Origin of the sequence: Bradyrhizobium quebecense (assembly GCF_013373795.3) — a bacterium.
GTDB lineage: Bacteria > Pseudomonadota > Alphaproteobacteria > Rhizobiales > Xanthobacteraceae > Bradyrhizobium > Bradyrhizobium quebecense.
The window spans coordinates 3,379,076-3,397,058 of sequence record NZ_CP088022.1 but is presented as its reverse complement, the minus strand read 5'-3'; the positions used below and the strand labels follow the sequence as shown (position 1 = coordinate 3,397,058).

Sequence of the window (17,983 nt, the reverse complement as noted above, 5' to 3'; positions counted from 1 at the left end):
TGTTTCAGTGATGGCACTGCTCGGCATAGTCTTCTGTGCCGGGCGTTCGCGTGCGGGGGAGCACCAGACAAATCTGCAACTCGATGTCGTGATCAACTCCATGCCCGCCCGAACGATCGGATCATTCGTGCGGTTCGACGACGGTCGTATCGGCGGAACGGTGGAGGAACTGGAAAGCCTCGGCCTGCGACCGGGCCCGTCGCATCGACCGGGCGAGATCATCGCACTGGATGATATCCCGACCCTAAAGTATCGATATGAGGAGAGAACACAGCGGATATTCATTGCCGTCGACGAAGCCGGACGCAAACCGCAACTGTTTGACGCAGGCGGCTCCAGCGGGAACCTGCCAAGGGCGCGGGGCGATCCCGGCGCGGTGCTGAATTATGACCTGTTGAGTTCAACCAGCAACGCAGCTACCCCGGGATTGATCGGGCTCGGTAGCACATCGCTTTTGCTCGATGCCCGGGCGTTTTCGCCTTACGGCACCGCCGAACAGTCGGCGATCGTCCGCACTGGTCCGCAGCAGCCTGCGCAGGCGACACGGCTGAATTCATCTTACCAGTATTCCGACCAGGACCGGATGATCGGCTACGTTGCTGGGGATACAATCAACGGCGGACTGGCCTGGTCGCGGCCGATCAGGATCGGCGGCCTTCAGGCTCAACGCGATTTTGCCCTGCGGCCCGATCTCATTACCGCGCCGCTCGCGACGATCGGTGGTAGCGCGGCAGTGCCGTCAACCGTCGATGTCTATGTCAACAACATCAAGACGTTTTCTCAGGACGTCGCGTCCGGTCCTTTCAGCGTGAACAACATACCGCTGATTTCAGGCGCCGGCACGACGCAACTCGTGGTGCGGGATTCGGCAGGTCACGAAATCCAGACGTCGGCGCCGTTTTATGCGACCTCGAGCCTGCTTGCGCCCGGGCTGAGCAGCTGGTCGGTGGAGGGCGGATTGCCGCGGCTGTCCTACGGCTCGAGCAGTGACGTCTATGTCGGCTCGCCTGTCGGGTCTGCAACCCTGCGACGAGGTATCTACGACGGCTTGACAGCAGAGGCGCACGTCGAAGGCGGAGCCGGCGTCATCAACGGTGGCATCGGTGGTGTCTTCAGGACCGGGACGATCGGTGTCGCCGCCGTGGCCTTGGCAGGCAGCGGAAGCGGCACGAACCGCGGTCTGCAGAGCTACGCATCCTATGAGACCCGGCTCTTCGGCGTGAGCATTTCGGCGAGTTCGCAACACACCTTCGGCACCTATGACGACCTTGCCTCCGCCACCGCAAGATTGCAAAACATCGCGGCGTTGAACGGCGGCCTGCAAAATCTGAACGGTCTGTTCAATTACCTGCCCGGCAGTATCGCTTCATTGTCGAACTCGTTTGCCTATGTGACGGGCATCTATGGCAGCGCCCGTGCGCCGGTCGCACTCGATCGCATCACTTTCAGCGCTCCGATGCCGTTCGACCCCCGGGCCAGCCTGAGTGCAAGCTTTGTCGATCTGCGCGATGACTCGGGCCATCGGTCCAATATTGTGACGGCCTCCTATTCGCGTTCGTTGCCCTACAATGCGTCGATATTCTCCACCGTCTTCCACGATTTCCGTACCAAGAAGAATACCGGCATGTTTGCCGGTTTGAGCATCCCTTTCGGCGACTCTGCTTCGATCACGACCGGGGTTTCGAGCGGACGGGGCGGTACGACCGGTAGCGTTGATGCCGTCAAGTCGCTTGGGCCGGAGCCCGGCAGCTACGGCTGGCGCGTCCACGATTCCGAAGGCTCATCGAAGTACCGGGAGGCAACAGCTTCCTACAGGTCGAGCTACGGCACCATCCAGGCAGGCGCAAGCCAGGCCGGATCCGGCAGCGTGGGATCGCTGGAATTGCGCGGTTCGATCACCACCATGGGAGGCGGTGTTTTCCTTTCGAACTGGATCGACGACAGTTTCGCGGTGGTCGCGACTGGCGTGCCGGATGTCGAGGTCCTCAGCGAGAACCGCCGGGCGGGTGTCACCGATTCCAGGGGCATGCTGTTGATCCCGACGCTCCGGTCCTACCAGAAGAACAAGATTGCGATCGACCCGACGAATCTTCCGGTCGACGACGAAGCAGCAACGACGCATGACATCGTCGCTCCGGCCGATCGCGCCGGGATGCTCGTCAGATTCGACGTCCGCAAGGAGACGACGGCTGCGCTGGTTACTTTTATCGGGCCTGACAATCGCGTTCTGCCGGCGGGGGCCGTCGGCCACATGACCGGCGGAGGCGAGTTTGTCGTAGGCTACGACGGACAGGCCTATATCAGGGGGCTATCGTCAATGAACGAAGCCGAAATCGAGTTAGCTGGCGCGCGCTGCCACGCCACGTTCGCGTTTGTTCCGAGGCCCGGCGAACAGGTCCGGATCCCCGGGGTCGTGTGCCGATGACGTAGTCATGTCCGACGTAAAACAGTTCCTTCGTACATCAATTTCCTCGATCATCCCTTCTGAACAACCCGCATTGCGAGATCGAAATCGTGGTCATCGGCCCAAAGCGAACCCTGCTCTTTGCTTTGCTGCTGCAACTTGCGGCATCGTTTTCGGCCCACGCTCAAAGCTGCTCCGTTACCTCGGCGTCCGGCAACTACGGATCTGTCGACATTCTGGCCGGCAGCGCCGTCGATACGACCTCGACATTTACCGTAACATGCAGCGGCTGCGCGCTCGGCTGCACGGTCAATGCGTGTGTGCAATTCAACCAGGGGGCGCCCAACAGCAGCAGTTCGGTTCGATCACTGGGAAGTGGTGCGAATACGGCAATACACGAGCTCTACACGGATTCCGGGCGCACGCAGGTCTGGGGATCCTGGGGATACGGAACCACCGCGTATGGCTCCGGCGGCGTCAGCATCAATCTCAGTCTTCCTCTTTTGGGTGGGCCCGCGCAACAAACTCTAACCGTCTATGGGCGCTTCCTCGCCAATCAGCAGGCAACGATACCCGGGACCTACGTCTGGAGTACGACCTCTCCGGTCGTCGCCTACGCGGCCTATCTTCTTGCAAGCCCGAATTGTTCGTCGAACCCGGGAACGACGACAAATGCAGGCTCCTCGCCCTGGACAGCGACAATCGCCGGAAATTGCATTGTTTCGACCACGCCACTCAACTTCGGTAACGCTTCGCTGTTGACGTCGAATGTTGACGGCGTTGGGACGATTTCAGTGAAGTGCACCAATACGACCCCGTACTCGATCGGCCTCGACAATGGACTACACGTAAACGGCAGCCAGCGGCGCATGCAGGCAGGTTCCAGCTTCATCAATTACAATCTCTATACGGACGCGGCCCGGACCAGCGCCTGGACAAGTACGACATCCGCTACAACCTGTACGTCCGGTGCCAACACCTGCGTGCTTGGCACAGGAACAGCGTTGAACCAGAACGTTTCAGTCTATGGGCGCGTTCCGCCGCAAACCTCACCCCCTCCAGGAGTCTACGCCGACACCATCATCGTCACCGTGACCTTCTAGCCCGATCTTGCCGGATTAGCGGTTTGAGAATCCGAAAATCAAAATCGACACGATGCCGATCGCCGCAAATGTCCAACTCTTTCAATTTCGACAGCCGATGACCGCACCGGTTTCGGAGCAGAAACGAGCTCACCGAGACGCAACGAACAAGCTCAAACGCTTCCGCCGCTTCGCCACGCGATATGACCGACGGGCAGACGACTTCCTCGCATTCGTCCACCTCGCCGCAATCTGCATTTGGCTCCGCTGAATGTGGATTCGTCTAGTCAGGCACGCGCTTGCTGGCCGCCGAGGCCTCGGCGCGCGGGGTGCGCCTGGCGACGTGGACCGACGCATTGCTTGCGGCGGGCGGCGCGACACGCAGCGGCGCGGCGTGAAGCCGGCCGTGCGCCGGAGCGGGGAACTGATGCGCGGCCTGCTTCTGGTGGCTGGCCTGGCGCGCCGAGATCGCCTGCGCACGCGGTGCGCCAACTCCGGAGGCCGCTGTCGCGTGCTGTGCGAGACGGCGATCGGCCGCTGAGCGGGCCGCGAGAAGGGTCAGGTCCAGCGCTTCGGGAACGCGAAACACGTCAGCCGCTGGGATCGGCAATGTCGAAACTGACGCGAGTTGGGTGAACTGCGGCTGCGGCCACAGCGTGCGGACGGATGCGCCGACGCGCGCGCGCTGCGCGTGATCGAGAATGTCGGCATCGCGCCAATCCATGTCGGCAAACACCGGGGCCGGCAGCGTCCGCGTCGCGGTGAAGACGAAGTTCGGAATTTTGGGCCAGCGCGTGATTGCGACCGTCTCGGTCGGCGGACGCATGAACCATTGCTGCGGCTCGGTCGGCGTCGCCGGGCGGTCCGCTGTCGCGGGCACGACATGGACGATGCGGTAGCCGCGCTCCTTCAGCGTGTTGAGGATGCGCGGCAGCGCCGCGACGGTGCGCGGCTGGATGTCGTGCAGCAGCAGGATGCCCTTGTGCTTGGCCTCGATCCGCTGGATCGCAAGGTCGTAGACCCGCTGCGGCGAGATGTGGCGCCAGTCGTCAGCTGGGAAGTCGGCGCTCCAGACCTGGATGCCCTGTGACGCCAGATAGGCTTCGGGGATATCGGCGCGCATCAGGCCGGGGATTCGGAAGAACGGCGCGAGCTTGCTCTTGTCGCCGTTGAGGGCGGCGAGCGTCGAGGCGATGCCGTCGTCGACTTCCTGCCGCACGCGCTCGAGCGGCATCTTGTTCATCGTCAGCGGATGGTTCTGGGTGTGCGTGCCGACGGTATGCCCGGCGGCGACCAGCTTGCGCACGCCCTCCGGATTGAACCGGGCCTGGGAGCCGATGGTGAAGAAGGTCGCCTTGACGCACTGGCTGGCGAGGATCGCCAGCACCTGGTTGCTGTATTTCGGCAGCGGCCCGTCGTCGAAGGTCAGCACCACCTCGTGATCGGCGAGCGGCAGTGTCTCCGGATACTGCATGGTGCCGATCCGCGGATGTTCCCTGGGATCGACGACGATGGTCCGCGAGGTGCCGAGCGCGTTGGGGTTACCCGGGCAATCCGCGGCGAGGCCGGCCTGCGGCGTCATCAAGCAGCAGCCCAGCAGCGCCGCGCCGATCACGGTCCACGACCGCTTCCGGATCATCACCAGGACGTCTGCAATCATCAATCTCGGCCGCATTCCAAACGCACTGTCGAATCCTTAGGTGGGGCCCCATGAATGCCGCCTTAACGGTCTGTAATCCACCTTGGGTCCCGGGTTCAATGTGTCCGGTCAGACACGGTTTTCAACGCCGCCGGGACGATGTGGACGACGTGATAATTATGCTCCTGCAGGTACCTTAGGAAGGCCGGCAGCATCTCGGCTGTTCGCATTTGCGGGTCATGCAGCAGGATAATTCCCTTGCGATGGCCCTCCAGCCGCCCGGTGAGCAGCTTGAGTTCCTCCTCGGGGGTCATCTTGTTCCAGTCGCTGGCCCAGAAATCGGCGCCGAACACCGCGATACCGCGTTTTTCCAGGCGCTCGAGCAGGGCGGGGGTCGACTCGAAATAGGGGAACCGGAAGAACGGCGTGCTCGGGACCGTGCTCGCGGTGCCGCGCAAAGCCGTCTGGACCGCTTCGATCCCCCGATTGATGTTCGCTTCGGCCTGATCCGTCGAGAGTTTGTTGGAATGTGGATGGTCCCACGTGTGGTAGCCGATGGTGTGCCCGAGGCGCGCGATCTTGCGAACCATGTCGGGATGATCGGCCGCATTGCGGCCGACCATGAAGAAGGTGGCCTGCACGCATTCGGTTGCCAGCGCCGTCAGCACCCTGTCGGTGACGCCAGGTGTCGGCCCGTCGTCGAAGGTCAGCACGACCTCGCCATCCCGCAGCGGCAGGGTCTGCGGAAAGCTCTTCAGCCCGACGCGCGGATAGGTCGCAGGATCGACCTCGAGCACGCGCGAGGTGCCGAGTGCGTCCTTGCGCGGACATTCGGCGGCCTGCGCCGGGCCGATCAGCGCAAGCGGCGCGAGCGGGATCAGCGCAACAGGCGCGAGCGCGAGCAGAGTCGCGAGGACATTGACGATTGACCGTGGGCCGCTCGACATGTTTCTCATTGCAATATTTTTCATTGCACTCGGCACCGTCGATTAGGTAATCCGTTCCGCACTCATCAGAGCAGTTTTTCCCCTCCTGTCAAACCGGCGAATCACGGCATGGCCGAGAATATCGACGTTGTCGAACCCGCCGAGGCCAACCCGCTCGCCCGGATGCCGATGCGGGACGAGGAGGGCCAGCTCCGCCCCGAATTCGTCACGGAGATCACCCGGGCCATTCGCGCCGCCGACCGGCCCCTGCTGTGCGAGGTGGTGGCGGAACTGCACGAGGCCGATCTCGGCGACCTGATCGAGGCGCTGGAGCCGGACGACCGCGTCACCTTGGTCGAGATCACGGGTACGGACTTCGACTTCTCGGCGCTCAACGAGGTCGACGAGACGGTCCGCGAGGAGATCCTCGAGGAACTCGAGCCGGAGACCGTTGCCGAGGGCGTCCGCGAGCTCGAATCCGACGACGCCGTCGAGCTGCTGGAAAGCCTCGACGAGGAGGACCAGGAAGAGATACTGGAGAAGCTGCCGGCGGCCGAACGCGAGGACATCGAGCGCAGCCTGCTGTACCCGGAGAATTCCGCCGGCCGGCGGATGCAGACCGAGTTCATCGCGGTGCCGCCGGACTGGAAGGTCGGGCAGGCGATCGACTACATGCGCGACACGCCCGATCTGCCGGACCGCTTCTACGAGATCTATGTGGTCGACGCCGACAAGCATCTGCTCGGCGCGGTGCCGCTCGACGTGCTGCTGCGCACGCGCCGCCCGGTTCCGGTCAAGGACCTGATCGAGGAGGACCGTCGCCGGGTCTCCGCGCTGGAAGACCAGGAAGAGGTCGCGCGGATGTTCGGCAAGTACAATCTGGTCGCGGCTCCCGTGGTCGACACCACCGAGCGGCTGGTCGGCGTGATCACCATCGACGACGTCGTCGACGTGATCGAGGAGGAGGCCGACGAGGACCTCAAGGCGCTGGGCGGCGTTACCCATCCCGAAGAGCTGTCCGACACGGTCTGGACCATCGCCCGCGGCCGCTTCAACTGGCTGCTGGTCAATCTCGCCACAGCGTTCCTGGCCTCCTCGGTGCTCGGCCTGTTCGAGGGGCAGCTCGAGAAGATGGTGGCGCTCGCGGTGCTGGCGCCGATCGTGGCGAGCCAGGGCGGCAATGCCGCGACCCAGACCATGACGGTCGCGGTGCGCGCGCTCGCCACCCGGGAGCTCGGTGCGTTCAACGCGACGCGCGTGGTGCTGCGCGAGACCATGGTCGGGCTCGTCAACGGGCTCGCCTTTGCCGTCATCACCGGCATCGCCGCGGTGGCCTGGTTCAAGATCCCCGGCCTCGGCATCGTGATCGGACTTGCCATCATCTGCAACTTGGTCGCAGGTGCGCTCGGCGGCATCCTGATTCCGATGGTGCTGGAACGGGTGCGCGCCGATCCCGCGGTTGCCTCCGGCACCTTCGTCACGACCGTCACCGATGTGGTCGGCTTCTTCTCGTTTCTCGGCATCGCCACGCTGTGGTTCGGGCTGAAATAGCGCATGATCCGGAAAAGTGCGAAGCGGTTTTCCGACAAGATCATGCATGACGGGGGCGCCGGCGGGCGCGTTTATCGTTAATCGCGCCTTAACGGGGTTGGCGGATGATGCTCCTATCTCCAGAGGGGCCATCACGGGGGCCATCATGCAGCGGTTGCGGCTCAAGGCGGACGGACGGATCGTCGAATTGCGCGACGGGCAGGAAATCCCGCTCGCGCCCGCACATCCGGCCGAGGCGCCGATGCAGCCTTCGGCCTCGCAACCGGCCGTGCGCGATCTGCGCCGCCGGGCCCAGCTCACCCAGCTCGAATTCGCCGCCAAGCTCGGCGTACCGGTGGAGACCATCCGCAACTGGGAGCAGGGCAAGCGCGCCCCGCGGGGACCCGCCCGCGCGCTGCTCGCCGTGATCGCCCATTCGCCGGAGACGGTGTTCGCCGCGCTGTCGAGCGAGCCGACGGCGGCGTGAACTGATACGCCGCGCGCGGCGTTCATTGTCGGCCAATTGATCGCGCATGCCGGCCACAACACCGGTGTCGTGCGGGGGGGACGGCAACGGGGCCCTCGCTTCCGGCACGATCTCACGGGACTTGCCAGCAAGGCGGTTTGGCCGCTTTAATCGATGGATTGCAGTACGTTCTTATTTTGAAGCGTGGATTTCCCATGAAGGCCATCGAGCAGATCATTGCCGGTTACGTGTCACTGAAGAACCGTCAAGCGCTGGAACAGCTCAGAGACCACCGCCAACACCTGCTGGACGATGTTCGAACCCACAGCGTCCCAGGTTTCAGGCCATCGGTCGTGAACGAGACCCTCGCCGAGGAGATCGAGCTCATCGAGGGAGCATTGGCTCGCTTCGACGAGCACGGATAGCTTGCGACCGGAACGTCAGGCCGGCTGGTCGTCTGACGATCAGCCGCAGCACGGTTGCGTGGCTTTCGGCGCGCAACAGGATTGCTGCTCCTGCAGCCATCGGTCGCGCGGCTTGCAGCTCGATGGACGTGCCGAGAGATAGACGCGGATCGCGGCGTCGCCGGCATCCATGCGTTCCGCGCGATAGATTTGCATCGGCCGTACGCCGTCGCTGACCTCGAAGGTCAGCTTGGCCTGCGGATCGAAGCCGACCGCCTCGTCGACCTTGCGGATGATCGCAAGGAACTTCCCGGCCGGCATGTGGCCCCGGTTTTCCTCTTCGATGTCCCAGAGCTGAATGAAGGTCTCGCTCCAGCTCTCGGGGTTCGCGCCGCAATCGAGCCCTCTGAATGAGCCGGTTTTGACTTCGGTCACGTGATAGCTGGGGCGGACATCCCGGCCGTCGTAACTGAAGATCAGCGGCTTCTCCTTGTGCGCCTCGAGGCTGGAAAGCAGCGTTGCGGACGAGAGCTCTTCCACCGGCAGCAGGGCGCCGACGGTCGATCGGGTATTGGCAAGCGTATCCATGGCTGCTATCCTCATTTCAATGATTCTTGAATTGTAGGATTATCGAAAGATGGAGGAGCGTCAAGCCCGAACCGCCTTCGCCGCGCTGTCGCAGGAAACGCGGCTGCGGATCGTGCGATTGCTGGTACAGGCCGGCCCGGATGGCATGGCGGCAGGGGCGATCGCCGAGGCGGTCGAAGTATCGCCATCCAACGTGTCCTTTCATCTGAAGGACCTCGAGCATGCCGGCATGATCGTGCCGCGTCGCGAGGCGCGTTCGATCATCTACTCGGCGGATTTCACCGGCTTGAGTGACCTCATTGCCTTCCTGATGAAGGATTGCTGCGCGGGCCACCCGGAAATCTGCGCGCCGGCGCTCGCCGATGCCCGGTGCGGGCCGTCCACCGCCAAGAAGAAGGCGCGAGCCTGATGCGCGGCTTCGACCTGCCGCGGCGCCTGGTGGCCGAGGGCCTCGGTACCTTGCTGCTGGTCGCCACCGTCGTTGGCTCCGGAATCATGGCCGAGACCTTGACCAAGGACGTGGCGTTGGCGCTGCTCGGCAACACCCTTCCGACCGGCGCCATCCTGGTGGTGCTGATCACGATCCTTGGACCAATATCAGGCGCGCACTTCAATCCGGCGGTCACGCTGGTGTTCATGCTCAAGGGCGAACTCCGTCCACCGCATGCCGCGCAGTACGTCGCGGCGCAGGTGCTCGGGGGAATCCTCGGCGCAATGGTCGCGCACGCCATGTTCGGCCTGCCGCTCCTGGAGTTCTCGGCCAAGGCAAGGACGGGATTTCCGCAATGGTTTGCCGAATTCGTTGCCGCGTTCGGACTGATCGCAACGATCATCGGTGGCCTCCGGTTTCGTGAGGCCGCAATTCCATGGCTGGTCGGGCTTTACATCACGGCCGCGTACTGGTTCACCGCATCCACGTCTTTCGCCAATCCGGCCGTTGCCATCGCGCGATCGTTCACCGACACGTTTTCCGGCATCCGCGCGCAGGATCTGCCGGGATTCATCGTCGCCGAGGTTCTGGGTGCCATGGTCGCGCTGGCATTCATGACCTGGCTGCTGCGGGGCGCCGAACCCACCAAGGAAGTAATCCGATGACAATCACGATCTACCACAATCCCGATTGCGGAACGTCGCGCAACACCCTGGCCATGATCCGCCAAAGCGGGGAGGAGCCGGAGATCGTCGAATATCTCAAGACGCCTCCCTCGCGCGACAAGCTGATCGCGCTGATCGCTGCCATGGGCATGACACCGCGCGCGCTGCTCCGCGAGAAGGGCACGCCCTATGCCGCGCTCGATCTCGCCAATCCAAAATGGAGCGACGACGAATTGATCGATTTCATGATGGCGCATCCGATCCTGATCAATCGGCCCATCGTCGTCTCGCCGAAAGGCGTGAAGCTGTGCCGGCCGTCCGAGGCCGTCCTTGATCTCCTCGCCGTTGCCGACATCGGCCGGTTCGTCAAGGAAGACGGCGAAGTGATTTCGCCGAGGACGCCGGGTGCGCGCGCTGAATGAGCCGCCGTGCAGATAACCTCCTGATCGTCGCGCTCGGCACCACGCAAACCCTGGCCTGGGCGTCGAGCTATTATCTGCCGGCCATTCTCGCGGACCCGATTGCGCGGGACCTCGGCATATCCACGAACTGGCTGTTCGCCGCGTTCTCGATGGCGCTCGTGATATCAGGACTGCTCGGTCCGCGCGTCGGCCGCCAGATCGACCGCATGGGCGGGCGCGAAGTGCTTTGCGCGTCCAACCTGATTCTGGCGTCCGGCCTGATCCTGCTCGGGCTTTCGCAGGGCACCGTTCTGATGGCCGCAAGCTGGCTGTTGCTCGGTGTCGGCATGGGCCTTGGCCTGTATGATGCGGCCTTTGCGGCGCTCGGGCGCATCTATGGCAACTCCGCGCGCCGCTCCATCACCGGCATCACCTTGATCGCGGGGTTTGCCAGCACGATCGGCTGGCCGCTCACCGCGTGGGGCCTCGCAACCATCGGCTGGCGCTGGACCTGCTTCGGCTGGGCGGCGGCGCACATTCTGATCTGCCTGCCGCTCAACGCGTTCGTGATGCCCAGACTGAAGAGCGAGCATCGGATCGCAGCCGACACGCCAAAGCCGCATATTCCGATCGACCGCGCGATGGTGCTGCTCGCCTTTGCCTTCGCGGCCGCCTGGAGCGTCACGTCCGCGATGGCGGTGCATTTGCCGCGAATTCTGGAGGCGTTGGGCGCGACGCAGACACAGGCGATCGCGGCGGGCGCGCTGATCGGCCCGGCGCAGGTGGCGGCGCGGATTGTCGAAGCGAGCCTGCTGAAGCACTTCCATCCACTCTGGTCGGCGCGATTGGCCTGCATCACGCACCCCTTGGGCGCCTGCGTCATCGGCCTGTTTGGCGGTGGCTTTGCCGGGATCTTCGCGCTGCTGCACGGCGCCGGAAACGGCATCCTGACGATCGCGCGTGGCACGCTGCCGCTGGCGATATTCGGTCCAAAGGATTACGGCTACCGCTTGGGGCTGCTCGGCGCGCCGTCGCGACTGTCGCAAGCGATCGCGCCGCTGGTATTCGGATTTCTGATCTCACCGCTCGGCGGCTATACGTTCGCGGTCACGTCGGCTCTCAGTCTCGCTGCGCTCCTTGCGCTGTTCGCACTCAAGGCCGAACCGAAGAGCCCTTCGCAGTAGCGTCACGACCTTTCATCCGCCGAACCGTCTCGATGAACGCCTTGATGATCGGCGAGTGGTCGCGGCCGCTGTGATGGGCGATGCTGTACTGGGTCTTGATGGTGCGGTCGCTGATCTCGAGCGCGCGCAGGTTCGGGTGCGGCACGAATTCGAAGTCGGCGACGACGCTGATGCCGAGCCCACGCTCGACAGCCTTCCACACGCCTTCGCGGCTTTCGATCTCGAACACCGGCTCGATCCTGATGCCCTCGGCCTGCATCGTCGCCTCGAAGGCGCGCCGGGTGGTCGAGCCGCGCTCGCGCAGCACGATGGGCTGGTCGGCAAGCTCGCGCAGCCTGACCGATTTCCGCTTGAACCAGGGATGATCCCGGTTGACGAACACGATCACGCGGTGCGTGCGATAGGGGATCATGGTGACGCGCGGATCTTCCGGCACCTCCGCCAGGATCGCGACGTCGGCCTCGAAATTGACGATGTGACGAAGAGTGCGTTCGGAGTTGCCGAGCAGGGTCGAGATCTGCACCTCGGGGTGATCGCGCTTGAACGCGGCGATGATCTCGGTGGCATGAAACGGCCCGACGGTCGCAACCCGTAGATGCCCCTTGGTTGCCTTGCCATGCGCGGCCAACAGTTCGTGCGCCTCGTCGCAGAACGTCATGATGCCGCGGGTGATCTCGAACAGCGCGGCGCCGGCTTCGGTGAGCTCGGTGTGCCGTGGCTTGCGGATCAGAAGCTCGACGCCGTAGGTCTCCTCCAGCTCCTTGACCTGGATCGTGAGCGTCGGCTGCCCGACATTGAGCACGCGCGAGGCCGCGGTGAAGCCGCCATGCGTGGCGACCGCATGGAAGGCACGCAGCTGGCTGAACACTATTGACATAATCAATAGAACGTATCCGAAGAATGAATTTGTCAATAGCAGCCGGCGCCGTACCTTCGCGCCAAACGGAGGACGCGCGGATGGACTGGAGTTACTCCAACCCGGTAAGAGTCGAATTCGGAGCCGACAGCTTCGACAAGCTGCCGGCGTTGATCGGCAAGCGCGCCTATGCGCTGGTGACCTATGGCGAGCCGATCTTCGCCGAGCTCGAGCGGCGGCTGCGCGCTGCGGCGGGGGCTTCGGTTCTAACCATCCGCGATGTCGCGCCCAATCCGGACTACCGCTTGCTCACCGAGCAGACCGCGCGCTTTGCCGGGCTCGCCAGGCAGCCCGAGGTGATCGTCGCGCTTGGGGGCGGCTCCGTGATCGATTCCGCAAAGGTGTTCGCGGCAGCCGGCGGTGACTTCGCGATCGTCAAAACCTATCTGGAGACGCAGCAGGGCGCAGATCGCCTTTCAGCCATCCCGATCATCGCGGTGCCGACCACCGCGGGCACCGGCAGCGAGGTGACGTGCTGGGGCACGGTGTGGGACGAGGCCAACGGCAAGAAATATTCGCTGGCGCGGCCGTCGCTCTATCCGACCCATGCGGTGATCGATCCGCGCCTGATGCTCGGCAAGCCGCAGCTTCTGACCATCAGCACCGGCCTCGACGCGCTGTCGCATGCTCTCGAGAGCATCTGGAACGTCAATAACAACCCGGTGTCGGCCAACCATGCGGTGGCGGCGGCGCGCGGCGTTCTCGACGTGCTGCCGAAGCTCGCCAATGACCTGGGCAATCTCGAGCTGCGCAGCCGGATGGCGCAGGCGGCGCTGTTCGCAGGGCTGGCGTTCTCCAACACCAAGACCGCGATCGCGCATTCGCTGTCCTATCCGATCACGCTGCGGCACGGCGTGCAGCACGGCATTGCCTGCTCGTTCTCGCTGCCGATGGTGCTGCGCAGCGTCAAGGGGGCGGGCGGGCTCTGCGAGGACAGCCTCAAGCAGATCTTCGGCGCCGACCTGGCGCGCGCCGCCGACGATCTCGAGGACTTCATGGCGCGGCTCGGCATCTCCTGCAACCCGGCGGCCTACAGGATCGAGCGCGCCGAATGGCACGCGCTGATCGCAGACTCGCTGCAGGGCGAGCGCGGCCGCAACTTCCTGGGATCCAAGGAACGGCTGATCGAGGCATCGCAAACGCTGCGGATGCCGAGCGCGGCGAGCGCGTGACGACGGCATAGCGACACGGAGAGATACAGTGCAAGACAATCGCAAAACCATCACCGTCAACGGACGTCGTTACGACGCGCCGACGCGGCCAACGGTCGTGATCTGCCTCGACGGCTCAGAGCCCGGCTATATCGAGCAGGCGATCGAGGCCGGCGTCGCGCCGACCTTCGCGCGCTTCATGAAGGAGGGCGCGCATGTGCATGCCGCGAGCGTGATCCCGAGCTTCACCAATCCGAACAACCTCTCGATCATCACCGGACGGCCGCCCGCGGTGCACGGCATCGCCGGCAATTATTTCTACGACACGGCAAACGACGCCGAAGTCATGATGAACGATCCGAAATTCCTGCGCGCGCCGACCATCCTGGCCGGCGTGCATGACGCCGGCTACAAGGTCGCCGCCGTCACCGCCAAGGACAAGCTGCGCACCTTGCTGGCCTATGGGCTCGACTATGCGAGCGGCCGTGCCATCGCCTTCTCGTCGGAGAAAGCCGACCAGGCCACCAGGGCCGCCAACGGCATCGACAATGTGCTCGACTTCGTCGGCCTGCCGCTGCCCGAGGTCTATTCGGCGGATCTGTCGCGCTTCGTGTTCGCGGCCGGCGTCAAGCTGGTCGAGCGGCATCGTCCGGACCTGATGTATCTGTCGACCACCGACTACATCCAGCACAAGGTCGGGCTCGGCACCAGAATCGCCAACGACTTTTACGCGATGATCGACGGCTATCTTGCCAGGCTCGATGCGCTCGGCTGCAACGTCGTGGCGACCGCCGACCACGGCATGAACGACAAGTTCTTGCCCGACGGCAGGCCCGATGTGATCTACCTCCAGGACGTCATGGACGACTGGACGGGTACAGGCACCGCGCGCGTGATCCTGCCGATCACCGATCCCTATGTCGCCCATCACGGCTCGCTCGGCTCGTTCGCGACGATCTACACGCCCGAGGGCGCCGACGTCGACACGCTGCTGATGCGGCTGCGCGACATCAAGGGTATCGAGGTGGCGCTGCCGCGCAACGACGCCTGCGCCCGGTTCGAGCTGCCGCCCGACCGGATCGGCGACATCGTCGTGATCTCGACCAGGCACAAGGTGCTTGGCACCAGCGAGTCTCGCCACGATCTGTCCGGCCTGACCGAGCCGCTGCGCTCGCATGGCGGACTGACCGAGCAGCGGGTGCCGCTGATCGCCAACCGCAAGATCGCACTGCCGGCCGGTCATGCCTTGCGCAATTTCGACGTCTTCGACGTCGCGCTCAACCGCATCCAGTGACATCCGGACCTTAAGGACACCACCATGAACATCCAGAGCCCGGCAGTTCGCCACGAGCAGATGCGCATCGCAGGCAGCCTCGTCGACACCGACGAGCATGTCGAGGTTTTCAATCCCTACACCAACAAGGTGGTGGGCACGGTGCCGGCGGCGCGCCCCGAGCATGTGCGCAACGCCTTTGCCAGGGCGGCGGCGTTCAAGCCGAAGCTGTCCCGCTACGAGCGCCAGCGCATCCTGCTGCGCACCGCCGAGATCCTGGCGGGCCGCAAGGAGGAATTCGCGCGGCTGATCACCGCGGAGTCCGGGCTGTGCTGGAAGGACTCGCTCTACGAGGCCGGCCGCGCCTACGACGTCTATTCCTTTGCTGGGCAGCTTGCGATCAAGGACGACGGCGAGACCTTCTCCTGCGACATCAGCCCGCAAGGCAAGGCGCGCAAGATCTTCACGACGCGCACGCCGCTGCTCGGCGCGATCTCGGCGATTACGCCGTTCAACCATCCGCTCAACATGGTGAGCCACAAGATCGCGCCGGCCATCGCCACCAACAACCGCGTGGTGCTGAAGCCGACTGAGCTGACACCGCTGACCGCGCTCGCGCTCGCCGACGTACTGTACGAAGCCGGGTTGCCGCCCGAGATGCTGTCGGTGGTGACGGGCAATCCGCATTCGATGGGCGATGCGATGATCACCGATCCGGACGCCGATCTCGTGACCTTCACCGGCTCGGTCAGGGTGGGCAAGCACATCGCCGACAGAGCCGGCTACAAGCGCCTGGTGCTCGAGCTCGGCGGCAACGATCCCCTGATCGTGATGGAGGACGCCGATCTCGAGAAGGCGGCCGAGCTTGCGGTCACCGGCGCGACCAAGAATTCCGGCCAGCGCTGTACGGCCGTGAAGCGCATCCTCTGCGTCGAGGCCGTCGCCGACGATTTCGCTGATCTCGTGCTGAAGAAGGCGCGCACCCTGAAGTGCGGCGATCCGATGGATCCGACGGTCGATGTCGGCACCGTGATCCATGAGGGCGCGGCGAAGGAATTCGAGCGAAGGGTCCACGCTGCGGTCACCGACGGCGCCGAGCTCCTGCACGGCAACGACCGCAAAGGCGCGCTGTATCCGCCGACCGTGGTCGACCGGATTCCCTACACCAGCGAGCTGGTGATGCAGGAGACCTTCGGTCCTGTGATCCCGATCATCCGCGTGCCCAACGATATCGAGAGCGTGATCCGGATCTCGAACGCGACGGCATTCGGCCTGTCGTCGGGCGTCTGCACCAACCGGCTCGACTACATCACGCGGTTCGTCAATGAGCTCGATGTCGGCACCGTCAACGTTTGGGAAGTGCCGGGCTACCGGATCGAGATGTCGCCATTCGGCGGGATCAAGGACTCCGGCCTTGGCTACAAGGAAGGCGTGCAGGAGGCGATCAAGAGCTTCACCAACGTCAAGACCTATTCGCTGCCCTGGCCGGTGTAGGGACGCGCGTCGATCCGAAGGGAGGGCCGCACGCGCGTAACAACAACAGCGCGGCGGCCCGAGGGTGAACAACAAAACAATCATCAGGGGAGGCTGCAATGTCGATCACGTTCAGTCCGGCGAGCGTCGGCTCGGTCGGAGTCCAGAATCCGGAGCTTGCGACATCGTTCCGCCGCGCGCAGTGGCGGATGCTGTTCGCGGCGATGTTCTGCTATCTGTTCTTCTACACCGGGCGGCAAACCTTCGGCTTCGCGATTCCCGGCATCCAGGCCGAGTTCGGCGTCAGCAAGGAGGTGCTGGGCTGGGCCAGCGCGGCGCTATTGTGGTGCTACGCGGTCGGGCAGGCCATCAACGGCAATCTCGGCGACAAGTTCGGCGGCCGCCGCGTGATGAGCGCGGGTGCGATCCTCTCCTTCATCATGAACTGGGCGACCAGCCTCTCGACAGGGATCGTCAGCCTCACCGCGTTCTGGGGCATCAACGGCTATTTCCAGTCGATGGGGTGGGCGCCGGGCAGCCGGCTGCTGTCGAACTGGTGGGGTCGCCACGAGCGCGGCACGGTCTACGGGCTCTATACCTTCGCGGCCGGTCTCGCCTCGGTACTGTCGTTCGTCACCTCGCTGGTGGTGGTCGGCTATTTCCAGCTCGACTGGCGCTGGATCTTCCGCATTCCGGTGGTGCTGCTGCTGCTCGGCGGCATCGCATTCTATTTGATCGCGCGCGAGAAGCCCGAGGACATGGGCTTTGCCTCGCCGCATGACGAGGCCGACGACGTCACCGCAACCGAAGCCGCGGTCGACGCCAATGAGGGCTCGCTTGCGCGCTACAAAGCGGTGCTGTCGAACTGGCGCCTGCTGGTCGCCGGCGTCTCGATCGGCTTCCAGAACGCGGCGCGCTATGGCCTTTTGGTGTGGGTGCCCGTTCACTTCCTCGGCAGCAACTGGGCCAAGGCCGGCGCCACCTCGGCGATCGATCCGCGCTGGATTAGCATCGCGCTGCCGGTCGGCATGGCGGTGGGTGCGTTCAGCAATGGCTGGGTCTCGGACAAGGTGTTCGGCTCGCGGCGGTACCTCGCCATCGTGCTCTATATGGTGCTCGCCGCGGTCACCGCGCTGTGCATGTACGCGATCCCGACCACCGAGGTCTATCTCGGGATGACGGTGCTGTTCCTGTGCGGCTTCTTCACCTACGGCCCGCAATCCTCGTTCTGGGCGCTGTGCCCGGATCTGGTCGGCCACAAGCGGGCAGGGACCGCAACCGGGGTGATGAACTCCTTCGCCTATCTGTTCGCGGGTCTCGGCGAGCCGATCATCGGCCACTTCATGGACAAGCATAACCAGACCTCGCTGGTGTTCCTCGTCGTCGCGGTCTGCGCGACCTCCAGCGCCGTGGTGGCAGCCTTCATCCGACGCTAGCTCACTCACATGCGT

At 64.2% G+C, this 17,983-nt stretch carries 17 protein-coding genes; 13 read left to right on the top strand and 4 right to left on the bottom strand.

Features of this window, described 5'->3' with window-relative positions:
- Positions 1 to 10 precede the first annotated feature (10 nt).
- On the top strand, positions 11 to 2,425 hold the full coding sequence (locus tag HU230_RS16440) for a fimbria/pilus outer membrane usher protein (protein ID WP_176530746.1): 2,415 nt from the start codon (positions 11 to 13) through the stop codon (positions 2,423 to 2,425).
- An 89-nt stretch (positions 2,426 to 2,514) separates the two neighbouring features.
- Complete coding sequence (locus tag HU230_RS16435; protein ID WP_176530748.1) at positions 2,515 to 3,507, top strand: Csu type fimbrial protein; 993 nt, start codon at positions 2,515 to 2,517, stop codon at positions 3,505 to 3,507.
- Between the two features lie 262 nt (positions 3,508 to 3,769).
- Here the strand turns inward: HU230_RS16435 and HU230_RS16425 are convergent, their stop codons facing one another.
- Positions 3,770 to 5,146, bottom strand: coding sequence for a polysaccharide deacetylase family protein (locus HU230_RS16425; RefSeq protein ID WP_176530750.1), 1,377 nt, complete (start codon positions 5,144 to 5,146; stop codon positions 3,770 to 3,772).
- A gap of 95 nt (positions 5,147 to 5,241) precedes the next feature.
- Positions 5,242 to 6,081 (bottom strand): polysaccharide deacetylase family protein, encoded by an 840-nt coding sequence (locus HU230_RS16420; protein WP_176530752.1) that lies wholly within the window; start codon positions 6,079 to 6,081, stop codon positions 5,242 to 5,244.
- 99 nt (positions 6,082 to 6,180) lie between these two features.
- Here HU230_RS16420 and mgtE point away from each other — a divergent pair, with 99 nt between their 5' ends.
- The 3 genes from mgtE to HU230_RS16405 all read left to right on the top strand — a co-directional run bounded on the left by mgtE (position 6,181) and on the right by HU230_RS16405 (position 8,472).
- On the top strand, positions 6,181 to 7,602 hold the full coding sequence (mgtE, locus tag HU230_RS16415; RefSeq protein WP_176530753.1) for a magnesium transporter: 1,422 nt from the start codon (positions 6,181 to 6,183) through the stop codon (positions 7,600 to 7,602).
- A 145-nt stretch (positions 7,603 to 7,747) separates the two neighbouring features.
- A complete protein-coding gene (locus HU230_RS16410; RefSeq protein WP_176530755.1) occupies positions 7,748 to 8,068 on the top strand; it encodes a helix-turn-helix domain-containing protein in 321 nt (106 codons plus the stop codon).
- 194 nt (positions 8,069 to 8,262) lie between these two features.
- Positions 8,263 to 8,472, top strand: coding sequence for a hypothetical protein (locus HU230_RS16405; protein ID WP_176530756.1), 210 nt, complete (start codon positions 8,263 to 8,265; stop codon positions 8,470 to 8,472).
- Between the two features lie 39 nt (positions 8,473 to 8,511).
- On the opposite strand, the gene HU230_RS16400 is transcribed toward HU230_RS16405, so the two are convergent.
- The gene (locus HU230_RS16400) at positions 8,512 to 9,039 is read right to left on the bottom strand and encodes a DUF6428 family protein (protein WP_176530757.1); all 528 of its coding nucleotides are present in this window, start codon (positions 9,037 to 9,039) and stop codon (positions 8,512 to 8,514) included.
- Between the two features lie 49 nt (positions 9,040 to 9,088).
- Between HU230_RS16400 and HU230_RS16395 the strand changes: the two genes are divergently transcribed.
- Genes HU230_RS16395 through HU230_RS16380 form a run of 4 tightly spaced genes read left to right on the top strand, consistent with a single transcriptional unit; the run spans position 9,089 to position 11,719 of the window.
- Positions 9,089 to 9,448, top strand: a complete 360-nt coding sequence (locus HU230_RS16395) for an ArsR/SmtB family transcription factor (RefSeq protein ID WP_176530759.1) — start codon at positions 9,089 to 9,091, stop codon at positions 9,446 to 9,448.
- The gene (locus tag HU230_RS16390; RefSeq protein ID WP_176530760.1) at positions 9,448 to 10,134 is read left to right on the top strand and encodes an aquaporin; all 687 of its coding nucleotides are present in this window, start codon (positions 9,448 to 9,450) and stop codon (positions 10,132 to 10,134) included. The genes HU230_RS16395 and HU230_RS16390 overlap by 1 nt, the downstream gene beginning before the upstream one ends.
- Entirely contained in the window at positions 10,131 to 10,556 is a 426-nt protein-coding gene (gene arsC, locus HU230_RS16385; protein WP_176530763.1) for an arsenate reductase (glutaredoxin), read from the top strand. The genes HU230_RS16390 and arsC overlap by 4 nt, the downstream gene beginning before the upstream one ends.
- On the top strand, positions 10,553 to 11,719 hold the full coding sequence (locus HU230_RS16380) for an MFS transporter (RefSeq protein WP_176530765.1): 1,167 nt from the start codon (positions 10,553 to 10,555) through the stop codon (positions 11,717 to 11,719). Before arsC ends, HU230_RS16380 begins: the two co-directional genes overlap by 4 nt.
- Here HU230_RS16380 and HU230_RS16375 read toward each other — a convergent pair.
- A complete protein-coding gene (locus HU230_RS16375) occupies positions 11,688 to 12,596 on the bottom strand; it encodes a LysR substrate-binding domain-containing protein (RefSeq protein ID WP_176534993.1) in 909 nt (302 codons plus the stop codon). The genes HU230_RS16380 and HU230_RS16375 overlap by 32 nt on opposite strands.
- Positions 12,597 to 12,676: 80 nt before the next feature.
- Here HU230_RS16375 and psrA point away from each other — a divergent pair, with 80 nt between their 5' ends.
- From psrA to HU230_RS16355, 4 genes are all read left to right on the top strand, one after another.
- Positions 12,677 to 13,807 carry an iron-containing alcohol dehydrogenase PsrA gene (gene psrA, locus HU230_RS16370; protein ID WP_176530767.1) on the top strand — a complete coding sequence of 377 codons (1,131 nt, stop codon included), beginning with the start codon at positions 12,677 to 12,679 and terminating at the stop codon, positions 13,805 to 13,807.
- 28 nt (positions 13,808 to 13,835) lie between these two features.
- A complete protein-coding gene (gene phnA, locus HU230_RS16365) occupies positions 13,836 to 15,080 on the top strand; it encodes a phosphonoacetate hydrolase (protein ID WP_176530769.1) in 1,245 nt (414 codons plus the stop codon).
- 24 nt (positions 15,081 to 15,104) lie between these two features.
- Positions 15,105 to 16,553: a phosphonoacetaldehyde dehydrogenase gene (phnY, locus tag HU230_RS16360; RefSeq protein WP_176530771.1), complete on the top strand. Its 1,449-nt coding sequence runs from the start codon at positions 15,105 to 15,107 to the stop codon at positions 16,551 to 16,553.
- Positions 16,554 to 16,651: 98 nt separating this feature from the next.
- Positions 16,652 to 17,968: an MFS transporter gene (locus tag HU230_RS16355; protein ID WP_210284223.1), complete on the top strand. Its 1,317-nt coding sequence runs from the start codon at positions 16,652 to 16,654 to the stop codon at positions 17,966 to 17,968.
- The last annotated feature ends 15 nt before the right edge of the window (positions 17,969 to 17,983 follow it).